The organism is Variovorax sp. UC74_104, from assembly GCF_044055375.1.
Taxonomy (GTDB): domain Bacteria; phylum Pseudomonadota; class Gammaproteobacteria; order Burkholderiales; family Burkholderiaceae_C; genus Variovorax.
Window position 1 is genome coordinate 4510926 of sequence record NZ_CP171978.1, and the last position, 15409, is coordinate 4526334.

14 protein-coding genes and 1 pseudogene are annotated in these 15409 nt (G+C 69.1%); 7 read left to right on the forward strand and 8 right to left on the reverse strand.

Going from position 1 to position 15409, the window contains the following annotated elements; genetic code table 11:
- The first annotated feature begins 7 nt into the window (after positions 1–7).
- The 4 genes from ACHMXA_RS21165 (at position 8) to ACHMXA_RS21180 (ending at position 3205) form a co-directional block, all read left to right on the forward strand.
- The gene (locus ACHMXA_RS21165) at positions 8–1285 is read left to right on the forward strand and encodes an SGNH/GDSL hydrolase family protein (protein ID WP_176666814.1); all 1278 of its coding nucleotides are present in this window, start codon (positions 8–10) and stop codon (positions 1283–1285) included.
- A 103-nt stretch (positions 1286–1388) separates the two neighbouring features.
- On the forward strand, positions 1389–1616 hold the full coding sequence (locus ACHMXA_RS21170) for a hypothetical protein (protein WP_176666815.1): 228 nt from the start codon (positions 1389–1391) through the stop codon (positions 1614–1616).
- 21 nt (positions 1617–1637) lie between these two features.
- Positions 1638–2159, forward strand: a complete 522-nt coding sequence (locus ACHMXA_RS21175; protein ID WP_176666816.1) for a 2'-5' RNA ligase family protein — start codon at positions 1638–1640, stop codon at positions 2157–2159.
- 32 nt (positions 2160–2191) lie between these two features.
- On the forward strand, positions 2192–3205 hold the full coding sequence (locus tag ACHMXA_RS21180; RefSeq protein ID WP_176666817.1) for a phosphotransferase enzyme family protein: 1014 nt from the start codon (positions 2192–2194) through the stop codon (positions 3203–3205).
- Positions 3206–3235: 30 nt separating this feature from the next.
- Here the strand turns inward: ACHMXA_RS21180 and ACHMXA_RS21185 are convergent, their stop codons facing one another.
- The 4 genes from ACHMXA_RS21185 to imuA form a co-directional block, all read right to left on the reverse strand.
- Entirely contained in the window at positions 3236–4156 is a 921-nt protein-coding gene (locus ACHMXA_RS21185) for a hypothetical protein (protein WP_176666818.1), read from the reverse strand.
- Positions 4157–4234: 78 nt separating this feature from the next.
- On the reverse strand, positions 4235–7591 hold the full coding sequence (locus ACHMXA_RS21190; RefSeq protein ID WP_176666819.1) for an error-prone DNA polymerase: 3357 nt from the start codon (positions 7589–7591) through the stop codon (positions 4235–4237).
- Positions 7584–8957, reverse strand: a complete 1374-nt coding sequence (locus ACHMXA_RS21195) for a DNA polymerase Y family protein (protein WP_176666820.1) — start codon at positions 8955–8957, stop codon at positions 7584–7586. Before ACHMXA_RS21195 ends, ACHMXA_RS21190 begins: the two co-directional genes overlap by 8 nt.
- The gene (imuA, locus tag ACHMXA_RS21200) at positions 8926–9732 is read right to left on the reverse strand and encodes a translesion DNA synthesis-associated protein ImuA (protein WP_176666821.1); all 807 of its coding nucleotides are present in this window, start codon (positions 9730–9732) and stop codon (positions 8926–8928) included. Before imuA ends, ACHMXA_RS21195 begins: the two co-directional genes overlap by 32 nt.
- 183 nt (positions 9733–9915) lie before the next feature.
- On the opposite strand from imuA, the gene ACHMXA_RS21205 reads away from it, so the two are divergent.
- Both ACHMXA_RS21205 and ACHMXA_RS21210 read left to right on the forward strand, forming a co-directional pair.
- Positions 9916–10752, forward strand: coding sequence for a CmcJ/NvfI family oxidoreductase (locus ACHMXA_RS21205; RefSeq protein ID WP_176666822.1), 837 nt, complete (start codon positions 9916–9918; stop codon positions 10750–10752).
- On the forward strand, positions 10749–11357 hold the full coding sequence (locus tag ACHMXA_RS21210; protein ID WP_395316301.1) for a 2-hydroxychromene-2-carboxylate isomerase: 609 nt from the start codon (positions 10749–10751) through the stop codon (positions 11355–11357). The genes ACHMXA_RS21205 and ACHMXA_RS21210 overlap by 4 nt, the downstream gene beginning before the upstream one ends.
- Here the strand turns inward: ACHMXA_RS21210 and ACHMXA_RS21215 are convergent.
- On the reverse strand, positions 11346–12260 hold the full coding sequence (locus ACHMXA_RS21215) for a LysR substrate-binding domain-containing protein (RefSeq protein WP_395316302.1): 915 nt from the start codon (positions 12258–12260) through the stop codon (positions 11346–11348). The two genes, ACHMXA_RS21210 and ACHMXA_RS21215, sit on opposite strands and share 12 nt — an antisense overlap.
- A gap of 91 nt (positions 12261–12351) precedes the next feature.
- On the opposite strand from ACHMXA_RS21215, the gene ACHMXA_RS21220 reads away from it, so the two are divergent.
- Positions 12352–13290: an aldo/keto reductase gene (locus ACHMXA_RS21220; RefSeq protein WP_395316303.1), complete on the forward strand. Its 939-nt coding sequence runs from the start codon at positions 12352–12354 to the stop codon at positions 13288–13290.
- Here ACHMXA_RS21220 and ACHMXA_RS21225 read toward each other — a convergent pair.
- The 3 genes and pseudogenes from ACHMXA_RS21225 to ACHMXA_RS21235 form a co-directional block, all read right to left on the reverse strand.
- Entirely contained in the window at positions 13277–14239 is a 963-nt protein-coding gene (locus ACHMXA_RS21225) for a Bug family tripartite tricarboxylate transporter substrate binding protein (RefSeq protein WP_395321340.1), read from the reverse strand. The two genes, ACHMXA_RS21220 and ACHMXA_RS21225, sit on opposite strands and share 14 nt — an antisense overlap.
- A gap of 14 nt (positions 14240–14253) precedes the next feature.
- Positions 14254–14598 (reverse strand): porin, encoded by a 345-nt coding sequence (locus ACHMXA_RS21230; protein WP_395321342.1) that lies wholly within the window; start codon positions 14596–14598, stop codon positions 14254–14256.
- A 133-nt stretch (positions 14599–14731) separates the two neighbouring features.
- A pseudogene (locus tag ACHMXA_RS21235) lies at positions 14732–15388 on the reverse strand (porin); the annotation flags it as partial.
- Positions 15389–15409: the final 21 nt, after the last annotated feature.

The window sequence follows — 15409 nt, forward strand, 5'->3', positions numbered from 1 at the left end:
CATCCCAATGACCGCATCCACATTCGCCTCGGTACTGCGCCACGGCGCCCTCGCACTCACCCTGGCCGCCACGGCCGCCAGTTCGACGGCCGGCCCTGCCGCCACCTACTGGAGCCCGAGCTGGATGGCCAGCACGCAGCCCATCTGGGGCGGCGATTTCGTGCTGCCCTCGGGCCTGCCCTTCCAGTTCAACAGCCAGACCGTGCGGCAGGTCGCGCGCCTGAGCATCGGCGGCTCGCGGCTGCGCGTGGTGATCAGCAACGAAGGCGGCACGGCACCGCTGTATGTCGGCGCGGCGCGCGTGGCCCGGCATGCGGAAGGCTCCGGCGTCGTCGAGGGCAGCGACCGCGCGCTGCGCTTCGGCGGACAGGCCGATGCCACCGTCCCGCCCGGGGCGCGCCTCGTCAGCGACCCGGTCGACCTTGCCGTACCGGCACTGGGCGAAATTGCGGTGTCGATCTACCTGCCGCGGCCCAGCCAGCCCGCGGGCTTTCACTTCGACGCGCGCCAGACCGCCTACGTCGCCGACGGCGACCTGACCGGCGCGGCCCGCCTGCCCGCGTCGGCCACGCAATGGAGCACCCGCATATTCCTCAGCGGCCTGATCGTCGAGACGCAGCAGCCGCCAACCACCGTCGTCGCCCTCGGCGACTCGATCACCGACGGCAACGGCTCCACGCCCGGCGCCAACACCCGCTGGCCCGATGCGTTGGCCGAGCGGCTGGCCGGCCGGAACGTGGCGGTGCTCAACGCCGGCATCTCCGGCGCCCGCCTGCTGAAGGACGGCATGGGCCGCGCGGGCCTGGAGCGCGCGGGCCGTGACGTGTTCGCCCAGCCGGGCGTGCGCGCCATGATCGTGCTGCTGGGCACCAACGACATCGGCTGGCCCGGCGGCCCCTTCGCGCCCGATGAACCCGCCATGCGCGCCGAGACCGTCATCCAGGGCCTGAAGCAGCTCGCGGAAATGGCCCATGCCCACAACGTGCGCATCGTGGCCGGCACCATTCCGCCGAACGAGCGGGCGCTGGAAGGCACGCCGCTCGAAGGCCACCACTCGCCCGCCAAGGACAAGGTGCGCCAGGCCGTGAACCGGTGGATCCGCGAAGGCGGCGCCTTCGACGCGGTGGCCGACTTCGACGCCCTGCTGCGCGACCCCGCACAGCCCTCGCGGCTGAAGGCTTCGATGGACTCCGGCGACCACCTGCACCCGGGCGATGCCGGTTACAGGGCGATGGCCGCGTCCATCGATCTGGACGCCCTGCTCGGCACTCCCTCGCAGCCCTGAGGAACCTTTTTCTCAAGGGTTTGAGACCTCCTCAAATACTGTACATGCATACAGTATTTCTCTAGAATTCGTCGTCTCCAAGAACAACATCGAGGCGACGCCCATGACCACCGCCAGTCCGCCTGCGCCCACCGCGCAGGTTCTTTTCTTCTCCAGGCTGCACCGGTTGCAGCCATCCCGCACCCGCACAGGCCGAGTCTCGACTTGGCCCTTCAAGGTGGCCCGCGACAAGGACCACGACGACGACGGGTCTGCCCGGGACGATATCCGCGCACACGCTGCGCGCGTCATCCGGACCACGGCCGAGAGCTGGTGGCCGCCGGAATCCTGAAACCACCCCAAGGAGCCCACCATGACCGAGCGCAATCGACTTCTCGTCGGACTCTTCCCCACCACGCAGGTGCAGGCTGAAATCGAAGCGCACCGCAAGGACTGGTTGTGGCCGAAGGGCTGTTCCTTTCCACCCGTGGAACGCATGCATCTGACGCTGCAGTACCTCGATGACCAGCAGGGCCATGCCGAGCAGTGCCTGCGCACGGCGCTCGCCGCGGTGTCGATGCGGCCGCTGCAGCTCACGCTCGACAGCTCCTGCACATGGTCCAACGATGTCTCGGTGGTCCAGCCTTCGGAGCACGAAGGCCTGCGGCGCCTTCAGCACGACATCAGCCGCGCACTGGTGCAAGCCGGCTTTGCTCTGCGGATCGGCGAGCGGGGCTGGACGCCGCACATCACCATCGCGCGGAATTCCATGCACGCCGCGGCTCCCGGCTCGCTCAAACCCATCCGCTGGACCGCGACGGAATTCCGCCTGGTCCGCTCGCACTTCACCTACCCGTTCCGCCACGAGCCGCTGGGCTCCTATCCACTGCACTGAGGCCCGCGCGCATCCGGCGCTACAGTCTGCGGATGCTGACGCCTCCCGACCTGCCGCACGACGCCATCGCACAGCACCTGGCCAGTGCCTACGAACTGCACGGCATCCGCGCCGAGTTCCTGCCTCTCGGCGCCGATGTGAACTCCGCGGTCTTTCGCATCCACGCGAACGACGGCACCACCTACTTCCTCAAGCTGCGCCGTGGTGGCTTCGACCAGGGCGTGGTCGCCGTGCCGGCCTTCCTGCGGCACGAGCGAGGCATCGAAGCGGTGATGGCGCCCTTGCCGACGACCAGTCACCAGTTGAGCGTGCAGGGCCATGGATTCGACTGGGCGCTCTACCCCTTCTTCGACGGAAGCAGCGGCTTCGAACGCACACTGACCGACCGGCAGTGGATCGCGCTCGGCACCGCGCTGGGAGCCATCCATCGCACAGAGCTGTCCGAATCGCTATCGGCCGCCCTTCTCCGCGAACGCTACGACCATCACTCGCGCGAGGGCGTGCGCCGCTACCAGCGGCGCTTCGTCAACGGTGTGAAGGGCGACGGCATCGTCGAACGCTTTCTCGCCTTCTGGGAAGAGCGCGCGGAAGAGATCGACACCGTCGTCTACCGCAGCGAGCAGCTCGCTTCCATCCTGCTCGAACGCCCGCCGCAGCTGATGCCGTGCCACTCCGACCTGCACGCAGGCAACGTGCTGCTCGGTGACAACGACCGCCTTGCCATCGTCGACTGGGACACGCTCATCCTCGCCCCGAAGGAGCGCGACCTGATGTTCATCGGCGGCGGTGTGGGCCACGCCTGGAACCAAGCCCGGGAAGAGGCACTGTTCTACGAGGGCTACGGCCAGCGGGATCTCGACCTGGTCGCCCTCGCCTACTACCGCTACGAGCGCATCGTGAAAGACCTGCTCGAGTATTGCGACCAGATGCTCGACCCCGCGGCCAGCACGCAAGACCGCGAAGAAGGCCTGCGCCAGATGCAGGAACAGTTCCTGCCCGATGACGTCGTCGCCATCGCGCACCGCAGCTACGACGACATCACCTGATCGGGTCCGTGCCGGCGGGGCCAGGCTCCGTCAGATCAGCATGTCCTGCGCCTCGTCCTCGAAGCCCTCGACCGGCCGGGCCTTGGCCAGCGCCAGCCACACCGCGAACGGAATGCGCTCGAAGGCGCGGTGCACGGCCGCGCGCGCCACCACGAGGCGCTCGCCATCCAGCACCATCACGCCGCACTCGGCCGGCACCTCCTCCGGCTTGGCGATGCAGCGCCCCTTAGCATCGTTGCCCAGCACGTACCAGCACTCGCCGCCCAGGTCGAGGTACGCAGCGCGCTTGTCGGGCTTGCGCAGGTCACCCAGCAGGTCGGCGCGGCTCACCTTCACCTCGTGCACGATGGGGTGCGCATAGGCTTCCACGGTGGTATTGCGGATCGAGAACACGTCGGGCCGCGCCATGCACCAGCGCGGCTTGCCGCCCTCTTCCAGCGGCGGCAGGCGGGCCCGCAGGCCCAGGCCGCGCCATGCGATGCGGCCGCCGCGCGTCATCTCGCGCGCCACGCGCTCCACCAGCGCCTCGTGCGGCGACAGCGCCGCGCGGTTGACGGTGAGCGTGGTGGCGATGCGCGCGATGCCGGCGTCGGTCACGCGCAGCGTCTCATGTCCGTGCGCCGTGCGCACGCGCTCCAGGTAGCCGCCCGCGAGCAGTTCGACTTCGATGGTGTCGCAGCACGGCCAGCCGGCCGAGCGGTAGATCTCGCGCAGGCGCCGCGCATGCAGCTTGCCGAAGGGCACGGCCGTCTGCATCGGCGGTGGCGGGTCCACCACGGGCGGCGGAAAGCCGGGGTCGGTCACCGGCGGCTCGCCCGGCGGCGGATCGCCCTCCGGCGGCGGCATGGGCGGCTGCAATGGCGGAGGCAGGGGCACCGGCACGTCGGGCGCGGGTGGCGGTGGGCCGATGGGCATGGCAACGACAGGATCGAGAACGGCTGATTCGGACATGGCAAAAGCAGGTTAGCGAAAAGCGGCGGAAGGCGCGAGGCATGGAACGTTCGGTTGCATCCGGTCTCTTCCCTCGCTTCAGTGAAAGTCCCGGCTCGTGTTGCTCTGCGCGAGCCGGCCCATGAGTGGCGTCAGGTCCTTGAAGCCGGTGGCGATCAGATGCTGCACCTTGCCGCCGCTGTCGTCGTCGCGTTGCCAGGTGCCCTGCACCGCGAGCAGGTGCGACTTGAGCAGCGGCTCGCGCCAGGCCTCGATGACGTGGCTCCAGACGATCACGTTGACGTTGCCGGTCTCGTCCTCCAGCGTGACGAAGATGGTGCCGTTGGCCGTCTGCGGGCGCTGCCGCCCCTTGACGATGCCGCAGGCGCGCGCTGTCTGCCCGCTGGGCAGCGAACGCAGCTCGGCCGCGCTCATGAGCTTCATGCGCGCAAGTCGCGGGCGCAGCAGCGCGAGCGGATGACGCCGCAGCGTGAGCCGCAGCGACGCGTAATCGCCCACGATCTCCTCGCCCTCGGACGCGGCCGGCAGCAGCAGCGCCTGCTCGTTGATCGGCACGCCCCGCAGCAGGGCCGGCGCGCGGCGCTGCGCGGTGGCGTCCCACACCTGCTGGCGCCGGTGGCCCGAGAGCGACATCAGCGCATCGGCCGCGGCCAGCGCGGCCATGTCCTTGCCGTCGAGTTCGGCGCGCAGGGCGAGGTCTTCGGTGCTCGTGAAAGGTGCCTGCGCGCGTGCTTCAAGCAGGCGCTTGACACCGCCTTCACTAAGGCTCGCGATGCGGTTCAGGCCCAGCCGCACCGCGGGCTGGTCCTCCCTGCCCAGGCGCTCGGCATAGCGCTCGTCGGTGCCGGCCGGCATGCGTGGAACATTGGGGTCGCGGGCTTCGAGCGTGGTGTCGAAATCGCTGCGCGTGACGTCGACCGGGCGCACCTCCACGCCATGGCGGCGGGCGTCCTGCACCAGCTGCGAGGGGCTGTAGAAGCCCATCGGCTGCGAATCGAGCAGCGCGGCCAGGAAGCAGGCCGGCTCGTAGTTCTTGAGCCAGCTGCTCACCGTCACCAGCAGCGCGAAGCTGGCGGCGTGGCTTTCGGGAAAGCCGTAATCGCCGAAGCCCATGACCTGCTTGAAGATGGCTTCGGCGAAGGCTTCCTTGTAGCCGTTGTCGACCATGCCGCGCACCAGCTTGTCATGAAATTTTCCGAGGCCGCCCTTGCGCTTCCATGCGGCCATGGCTCTGCGCAGCTGATCTGCTTCGTCGGCTGTGAACCTGGCCGCGATCATGGCGATCTGCATCACCTGCTCCTGGAAGATCGGGATGCCCAGCGTGCGTTCCAGCGCCTCGCGCAGTTCCTCTTTTTCGTAGTGAATCGGCAAGCCCTTGCGCACCCGCTCCCGCTGCTTGAGATACGGATGCACCATGCCGCCCTGTATGGGCCCCGGCCGCACGATGGCGACCTCGATCACCAGGTCTTCGTAGGTGAGCGGCTTCAGGCGCGGCAGCATCGACATCTGAGCGCGGCTCTCGATCTGGAACACGCCGATGGTGTCGGCGTCACAGATCATTTCGAACACCTTCGGATCGTCGCTGGGTATCTGATGCATCTCCAGCGCCGAGTTGCGCCAGCGGTTCATGTGCTCCAGTCCGCGGCGGATCGCGCTGAGCATGCCGAGCGCGAGCACGTCGACCTTGAGCATGCCCATGGCTTCGAGGTCGTCCTTCTCCCACTGGATGACGGAGCGATCCTTCATCGACGCCTTCTCCACCGGCACCAGCCGCGTGAGCTTGGTGTGCGTGAGCACGAAGCCGCCCACATGCTGGCTCAGATGGCGCGGAAAGCCCTTGAGCCGCTGCGTCATCTCGATCCAGTGCATCAGCTTGAGTTCGTCCTCTTCGACACCGACACGAGCAGCAGCCTGCCGCAGCTGCTCGCCGAGCACGGTGTCGTCGAACCAGTAGTGGTCCTTCGCGAATTCGTCGATCAACCGCTCGTCGATGCCGATGGCCTTGCCCACGTCGCGCAATGCGCTGCGGGAGCGGTAGCAGATGACGACGGCGGCGATGGCTGCGCGATGGCGGCCGTACTTCTCGTAGATGTACTGGATGACCTTCTCGCGCTCCTGATGCTCGAAATCGACGTCGATGTCGGGTGGTTCACGGCGCTCGCGGCTGAGGAAGCGCTCGAACAGCAGGTGCCCCTTGGCCGGATCGATCGCCGTGATGCCAAGGCAAAAGCAGACCGCCGAGTTGGCCGACGAGCCACGCCCCTGGCAAAGAATGTTCTTCGAGCGGGCGAAGCGCACGATGTCTTCCACGGTGAGGAAGAACATCTCGTATTTGAGCTCGATGATGATGTCGAGCTCTTTCTGTACCTGTGCCTGTACCTTCTCGGGAATACCGCCTGGATAGCGATTCCGCGCGCCTTCCCACGTCTTTCGCACCAGCGTCTGCGCTGGCGTCTCGTCGTTGCCCAGGTTTTCCAGCGGGTACTTGTAGTTCTCCCGGATCACCTCCGGATCGAACCTGCACCGTTCCATCACCACCAGCGTGTTGTCCAGCATCTGCGAGAGATACAGCTCGGCCAGCCGCACGCGCTGCCGCAGGTGCCGCTCGGCGTTCGACTGCAGTGCAAAGCCGCACTCGGCGACCGTCTTGCCCTCCCGCACGGCTGTCAGAACGTCGTGCAGCGGCTTGCACGAGCGCGCATGCATGTGCACGTCGCCGGCAGCCACCAGCGGCACGCCCGCGTCCTCGCCCGCTTGCATCAGCGTCACGAGCCAGAGGTCGTCGTCGAGTTCGTTGAACAGTTCAACCGCCAGCCAGAGGTTCTCGCCGTACAGCGCCTTGGCAGCCAGCAGGTCTTCGTGCAGCGTGGCCGTATCCATCGCGCCGCCGGGGTTGCGATTCGGTACAAGGAGAACCTGGCAATGCTGCAGCGACGCCACGTCGCTTTCTTCCCAGCTCACGCGGTACTCGCCCTTGGGCAGCTCGGTGTTGCGAGCGGCGGTGATGAACTCGCAGAGGTTGCCCCAGCCCTCGGTGTCGTTCGCGATCACCACGAGCCTGAAGCGCTCGAAGCGGAACTCGCTGCCGAACAGCAGGCGGAAATCGGCGTTGCGCGGGATTGGCAGCTCGTCAGGACAGCTCCTCGCGTAGTCGTCGATCTTTTTCTCCATGTCGCGCAGGCACACATGCGCCCGCACGATGCCGGCCACGGAGCATTCGTCGGTGATGGCCAGCGCCTTGTAGCCGAGCTGGTAGGCCCGGTCCACGATGTCCTCCGGCGTCGAGGCACCGCGCTGGAAGCTGAAGTTGGTCAGGCAGTGCAGCTCCGCGTAGTCGGGCAAGTCGAACGAAGGCGGCTTGCGCAGCGGCACCGGCAGCGCATGCACCTTGGCGGGCTGCCGCCTGCTTTCCTGCTTGCCGCTCAGCTCAGGCATAGAAGCCTTGCAGGTACCAGCGGACCTCGCCGGAAGAAAAACGCGCTGCGGGCCGCTCGCGGAAGATCCACACCAGCCCGGCCTCGGGGCTTTCCGCGACGTAGTAGTCGCGCATCGCGGGCTGGCCGCCTTCTTCCTTGTCGCCCCACCAGCCGGTTTCGACACGCTGCGGGCCGATCAGCCGACTCAGCGGGCCGCGGTAGCAGGGGCGCTCGCCGTCCATTTCTAGCAGCAGCGGCTCGGGCAACAGCCACGGCGGGTAGACGGCGTCGGGCTGCGAGGCCGCTGCGGCAGCCGCCTTCCGGCTCTTGTCGCCGGCCGGCTTCTCCTTGTCCTTTTCCTTCTGCAATGCAGGCCGCCACGCCTGCTTGCGCTCGGGCCGGTGGTCGGCCTGCGCAGACGGCACCACCACCTGCTGCGGACCGAGCCGCACGCTGAGCCGCTCGACCATCTCGTGCAGCCTGTCGCCCTTGCGGTTGTCTTCCGGCAGGAAGCTGGTGCTGGCGCCGGCCCACGGGTCGGTCTCGAGCGTGCGCAGCCTGATCCAGCTCGCGGGCGCGGCCAGCGTGGCGAGGGCCAGCTTTTCGGACAGCAACCGGCGCAGGTGCGCCATGTCCTGCGTGGGTTCTGCCGTGCGCACGGTGAGCTGCTCGTGCGGCGGCAGGTTCACGCCGTTGAAGCGCCGCAGGTCGAGCGTCCATTGCAGCTCCAGCGCACGCACGCCGCGTTGGCGGGCGCGCAGCCAGAGCTGCAGCGAGGTCAGCAGCCGGTTGGCCGACCACATGAGTTCGGGCGCGGTCTCGGCCAGCGCGGGCAGCTCCAGCTTCTGCTCGAACACGTCGGGCAGCGTGAGCCATGAATGGCTTTCGGGGCGAAGGCCCCAGGCGATGTCTAGCGCCTCGCGAAGCCCGGTGCCGAAGCGCCGCGTGAGCCCGCCGCGCGGCAGCGCCGCCACATCGCCCCAGGTGCGGCAACCCAGGCGCGCCAGCAGGTCGAGGTGCTCATGCGCGGCGCTCAGCGTGTCGAGCGGAAGGCCGGCAGGCACGTCCTTCGGGCGCTTCTCGTCGCGCACGAACAGTCGCAGCCGCGCCAATGCGATCAGGCTGGTGGCGCCCTGCGTGCCCAGCATGCGCGCGTCGGGCGCGGGGTTGTCGGCCTGCAGCAGGCGCATGAGCTGCATACGCCCGCCCCAGAGGCGCTCGCAGGCGGAGACTTCGAGCATCAGCGCCTCGTCGAGCCAGGCGACGTGGGGCGTGTACTTCAGGGCCCACCAGCCCAGAGCCTCGGGCGTGGGCATGGTCGCCAGGGCATCGGGCGTGTCTGGCGTGCCGGCTTCAGGCAACCACCGCAAGGCGATCCAGTGCATCCTGGCCTCCTTTCCATGCGTCGATGCGCACCACCGTGGCCGAGGCTGCCGGTTCGCCCGCAGGGGCCACGCCCTGCTGCTGCAGGCGCAGCTTGCGCCGCAGCCGGGCGGCGGCCAGCAGCGCGGCCATGCGCTCGTTGCGGGCAGGCAGCATCACCGGCGCGGCCAGCGGCGGGCCTCGGCGCTTGAGGATGTGCAGTTCGATCTGCGACGCATCGGCTTCGCTGCGATCGGCCCGGATGCGCAGCCGCGCGGGCGATGCCGACAGCGCCACCGACTCGGGCCGGCACACGAAGAGCAGCACCTCGTGCTGCGCGGCCGCCAGCTGCAGCCGCCGCAACTCGCCCACCCGCGCCTGCGGCAGCCAGGCGACGACGGCGGACACGTCGGCGCAGCGCAGCGCCTGCTCACAGGCCCACAGCCGCGCGGCCGGGGCCTCGCTGCGCACCCACATCAGCGCCTCCACCGGCAGCCCCTGCGCCGCGAGCGACGCGCCGCAGGGCTCGTAGGGCGCGCCGATCAGCACCACCGGCCCGCCCCGCGCGGCCACCGCCTGCGCCAGCGCGAGCAGCAGCAGCCGCCAGACATGAGCCTCGGGCGCGGGCAGCAGCAGTTCCGTCATCGCGCCGACCGGCCAGCCGCCGCCCGGCAGCTCGGCGTCGAGCGCAGCATGGCCGGTGGCGACGACCTGAGCGTCGGCCAACCCGAGCTCGTCGGCGTGCCAGACGCCGCGGCCCGCGGCAGCGGAAAAGGAATCGAGGAAAGGAAGGCCCATGGCGATGACTGTTAACTGTATTTTCATACAGTATTTCGCAGCCTACAACAGGAACGCCGCTTTCCCTGTTTTTCTTCTTACCGTCGGCCTTCACATTCCTGAAGCTCATGCGAAGGCGAAAAGAAGTCGTTTGAGCCCGGGGCGCCGCTTCGCTCCAATGGCCCCATCCACAAGGAGCCACGCATGACCACCCAGAGCACCGTCACCGCAGGCCTGAACTACCTCCAGCCCTCCGCCCTGCGCCCCTTCAGCTACACCTTCCAGCCCCCGCCCGACACGCCATGGGAAAGCGGCAGCTACGAGCTGCGCCCCATGCCGATCGCCGACGCGCGCACCGCCGCCACGCCGCCCGACATCGAGCGCGAGGGCTTCGTGCTGCGCGATGCGCCCACGGCCGTGCGCGACTTCCTCGACGACGCGGAGGTCGAGGCCGTCTACCACCGCGAGGTGGCCGAACTGGCGCTGGCCGTCACCGGCGGCGCGCGCGCCTATGTGTTCGACCACCTGGTGCGCCGGCGCGAGGCCGACCGCGCCGCTTTAAGCTTCGGCCGCCGCGCGACCGACGGCCGGGCCGCCGCCAACGGCCGCATCCACAACGACTACACAGAGGAATCGGGCCGCCGAAGACTCGCGCTGGTGCTGACCGACCCCGAAGAGGCCGCAGCCGTGCGGCGCTACTGCATCGTCAATGTCTGGCGCTCGATCAAGGGGCCGGTGCTCGACACGCCGCTGGCCGTGTGCGACGCGCGCTCGGTGATGGCGAAGGACCTGGTCAGCGCAGAGGTGCGCTATCCGCGCCGCACCGGCGAGATCTATCTGGCGACGCATTCGCCCACGCACCGCTGGTCGTACTTCTCCGCGATGGACCGGCACGAGGCGCTGGTCTTCAAGCAGTACGACTCGCAACTCGGCGGCGTCTCGCGCTACACGCCGCACGCGGCCTTCGACCACCCCGAAACGCCCGCCGACGCGCCGCTGCGCGAGAGCATCGAGGCCCGCTGCCTGGTGGTGTTCGAATGAGCGCCGCACTCGAGTTCTGGTTCGACTTCGGCAGCAACTACAGCTACCTGAGCACCATGCGCATCGAAGCCGATGCCGCCGCGCACGGCATCGCCGTCCGCTGGCGGCCCTTCCTGCTGGGGCCGATCTTCCGTTCCTTCGGCTGGGAGTCTTCGCCCTTCGTGCTGCAGAAGGAAAAGGGCGACTACACCTGGAAGGACATGGCCCGCCAGTGCCGCAAGTACGGCCTGCCGTGGCAGCGGCCAACCCACTTTCCGCGCCCGGCCGTGCTGCCGCTTCGCATCGCGCTGGTGGGTGCCTCGCAGCCGTGGATGGGCGAGTTCTGCCGCCGCACCATGTCGATGAATTTCGCCGAGGACCGCGACATCGATTCGCCCCAGGCAATGCACGAGCTGCTGGGCTCGCTCGGCCTGCCGGCGCACCGCGTCATCGAGGAGGCGCTGTCGGACACCAACAAGCTGCGGCTGCGGCAACAGACCGAGACGGCGGCCGAGAAAGGCATCTTCGGCGCGCCCACGTTCTTCGTGGACGACGAGATGTTCTGGGGCAACGACCGGCTCGACGAGGCGATCGCGTTCTGCAAGGCGCAGGCCTCAGCCGACTGACGACCTTCGCGCCTCGTCCACCAGCCATTCGGCGACGTGGCGCACGTCCTCGCGCGGCGATTCCTCCGCCTGGATCAGCCAGTAGGCATGGCCCGAGGGCTGCTCCGGCACCGGCGCGGCGATGCGCACCAGCCGGTTCTCGTCGAGCAGCGGCTGGATCAGCTCCAGCCGCCCCAGCGCCACGCCCTGCCCGGCCAGCGCGGCCTGGATCAGCTGGTCGTACTGGTTGAAGTGCAACACCGCCTGCGGCTTCGCGTCGGCCCAGCCCACCGCCGCGAGCCAGTCCTTCCACTGCAGCCAGGGGTGCTGCGGATCCTCGAAGGCCAGCAGGCACTGGCCGGCCAGCGCCCCGGGCTCGTCGAGCGAGCGCAGCCCGAGCGAGGGGTGCGCGACCGGCGCCACCGTCTCCCCGAAGAGCCGCACCGACCCGGCCGGCGCCAGCGCGGGCGTGGTGTAGCGGATGGCCAGGTCGATGCCGTCGTTGCGCAGGTCGGCCAGCCGGTTGTTGGAGGACACCCGTACGTCCACGCCCGGATGCAGCTTCTGCACCTTGCCCAGCCGCGGCAGCAGCCACAGCCCAGTCATGCCGATGCTCGCGCTGAGCGTCACGGGGCGCTGCTCGCCGGACTGGCGGATGCCGCCCATCACGTCCTGCAGCTGCTGCACGGCGCCGTCGGCGCTGCGAAAGAGCCGCTCGCCCTCGGGCGTGAACGAGATCGAGCGGTGCCCGCGCACCAGCAGCGCGACGCCGAGCTGCGATTCGAGCGCGTGGATCTGCTTGCTGACCGCCGACTGCGTGAGGCACAGGTCCTGCGCAGCGAGCGAGATGCTCATGCGCCGACCCACCGCGACGAAGCCCCGCACCAGGTCCAGCGAGGGCATGCGAAGCAGGGAGAGTGGCATTCCCATGGTGAATATGAGGCAGCGAAAAGGCGGATTGGAGCACAGGGTGAGGCATCGCGCCCGCCGTCGCGCCACCGGATACTGGCCGGCAATGCCGCCCCGGAACGACCTTCCCGCCCTCACCCGCGCCGAACTGCTGCGCCTGGGCCTCGCGCTGTGCGCCGGCGCCGCGCTACCGGCCTTCGCCCAAACCCCGTCCAAGCCCGCCATGAACACCCGCCCCATCCCCTCCACCAAGGAAGCGCTGCCCGTGATCGGTTGCGGCACCTGGATCGGCTTCGACCAGCGCCCCGGCAGCGAGGAATACGCGCGCCTGCCCGGCGTGCTCGACGCCCTGTTCGCGGCCGGCGGTACGTTGATCGACAGCTCGCCGATGTACGGCCGCTCCGAGGAAACCACCGGCGAGCTGCTGGCCGCGTCGAAGCAGCAGGCCAAAGCCTTCCTCGCCACCAAGGTCTGGACCTCGGGCCGCGAGGCCGGCATCGCGCAGATGGAGCAGTCGTTCTCACGTCTGCGCACCCGGCGCATGGACCTGATGCAGGTGCACAACCTCGTCGACTGGCGCACGCACCTCGCCACGCTGCGTGGCTGGAAGGACCAGGGCCGCGTGCGCTATATCGGCGTCACGCACTACACCGCCTCGGCCTATGGCGAGGTCGAGGCGGTGCTGAAGGCAGAGAAGCTCGACTTCCTGCAGATCAACTACTCGCTCGATGCGCGCGAGGCCGAGCAGCGGCTGCTGCCGCTGGCCGCAGAGCGCGGTGTGGCGGTGATCGTCAACATGCCCTTCGGCGGCGGCGGACTGCTGCGCCGGCTGCGCGACAAGCCGCTGCCGCCGTGGGCCGGCGAGATCGGCTGCACCAGCTGGGCGCAGGTGCTGCTGAAGTTCGTGCTGAGCCACCCGGCCGTGACCTGCACGATCCCGGGCACCAGCCGCCGCGAGCACATGGCCGACAACGCGGCGGCCGGCGCGGGCAGCTTTCCCGACGCGGCCTTCTGGCGCCGCGAAGCGGCCGCTATTCGAACTTGACGTTGTGCTCGCGCACCGTGGCGCCGAAAGCGTCGTACTGCGTGCGGAAGAACTCGGCGAACTTCGCGGGGCTCATGCCGTAGCCCTCGAAGCCTTGCTGCACCAGCTGCGCGTGCACCTCGGGGCGCTTCAGCGTGTTCTGAAGTTCCTGCGAGAGCCTGTCGGTGATCGCCTGCGGCAACCCCGGCGGGCCGAAGAAGCCGGCCCAGGGCGTGATGGTGAGCTTGCCCAGCCCGAGCTCGCCGCCCGTAGGCACGTCGGGCAACAGGGCGCTGCGCTGCGGCAGCAGCGTCACCAGCGCGCGGATGCGCCCCTCCTTCACGAAGCCCGGCGCCAGCGTGCCGGTGGTGAACATCATCTGGATCTGCCCGCCCAGCAGATCGGTCATGGCCTGCATGTCGCCCTTGTAGCGCGCGTTGACCACCTTGCGGTCGCCCAGCAGCTGCAGCATCGCGAGCTCCGAGGCGCTGTTGCTCGACGCCGAATTGAGCGCACCGGGCTTCGACGCCACCAGCGCCAGCAGCTCGTTCACGCTCTTCACCGGCAGGCTGGTGGGCACCACCAGGAACATCGAGAACTGCCCGGCCGAGCTGATCGGCGTGAAGGCCTTGAACGGGTCGTAGGGCGGCGTCGGCCGCAGCGTGGGCGCGGCCACCATCGCGGTGTTGGTGCCCATCAGCAGCGTGTAGCCGTCGGGCCTGGCCGACGAGGTGGCCTGCGCGGCGAGCACGCCGTCGGCGCCGGGGCGGTTCTCCACGATCACCTGCTGGCCGAGCTGCTTGGCCAGCCCCTCCGCGATGATGCGCGAGAGCACGTCGGCACCGCCCCCGGCCGCGAAGCCGACGATCAGCTTCAGCGGCTTGTTGGGGAACGCATCGGCGCTCCATGCCGCCGTGCTGGGCAGCGCCGCGGCCGCGAGGGCCGCCAGGGTCAGGGTTCTGCGTTGCATGGGATGCCTCCGCTTCAGAAGAGATGGCGCACGCCGAATTCCCAGCCGGTCGAGCGATGCCCGGCCGCCGGCACCACGCCGCCGCTGACCACGTAGCGCCCCTGCCCGCTGTTCATCAGCCTCGCGTAGGTGCCGTAGAGCGCGGTGCGCTTCGACAGGTTGTGCACGTAACCGATGCCGAACTGCCGCGCGTCGTCGCGGTTGCGCGGCATGCCGTTGGCGTTGCGCAGGCTCTCGTCGCTGCGGTCGTCGAGGTAGGCGTAGCTGATGCGGATGCGCCCGACCTCGAAGGCCGGGATGTGCGCACCGATCTCGGCCGTGTTCTTGCGCACCGTGCCGGCCGCCAGCCTCACCGTCACCTTGTTGTAGAGCGCGAAGAACTTGGCGAAGCCCGCGTCCCGACGAGCCGCCGATGTTGGCGTGCGTGTAGTTGCCGACGGTGGCGGTGGCGTTGAATTTCGAGCGCGTGACCGCCGCCGCCACGTCGAAGGCGCCCGATGCGAAGCCGAAGCGCGCTCCGGCGAAGTTGCCGTCGTGGCGGTTCGCCAGGGTCGAGTCGTTCTCGCCGGTGCCCACCATCGCCATGCCGTAGAAGCCGCCGAGGTTGGGCGGCAGCCAGTAGCTCACGGTGTTGCTGCCGGTGATGGTGGTGGGCAGCGGCCCCGTGCCCACGGCCGCGAAGGTCAGGTTGCCCGCGCGCGCCACGCCGTTGGCGTTGAAGGGGTCGAAGTAGATGCTGTTGTAGTGCGTGGGAATGAAGTCGTGGCCCAGCCGCAGTTCGCCCAGCGTGTCGGACGAGAGGCTCACGAAGGACATGCGGTCGAAGGTGATCGGGCCCGCCGTGCCCGCGCCGCTGGCCTGGTTGTTGGAATTGCTCGGGCGGCCGGTGCCGGTGTCGGGGTTCAGGCTGCCTTCGAGCCAGAAGCCCGCGCGCAGGCCGCCGCCGAGGTCCTCGGTGCCGCGAAAGCCGAGCCGGCTGGTGGAAAGCCCGCCGTTCGACAGCGCCTTCACCGAGCCGCCGCCCGGGCCCGCGCCGTTCGTGTACTGGATGCCGAGGTCCATCACGCCGAACACGGTGACGCTGGATTGCGCCTGTGCCACGCCGGTGCCGGCCAGCCCCAGCGCCGACCACATCAAGATTCTCTTCATGGTTTGCTTGTCTCCTGCTTC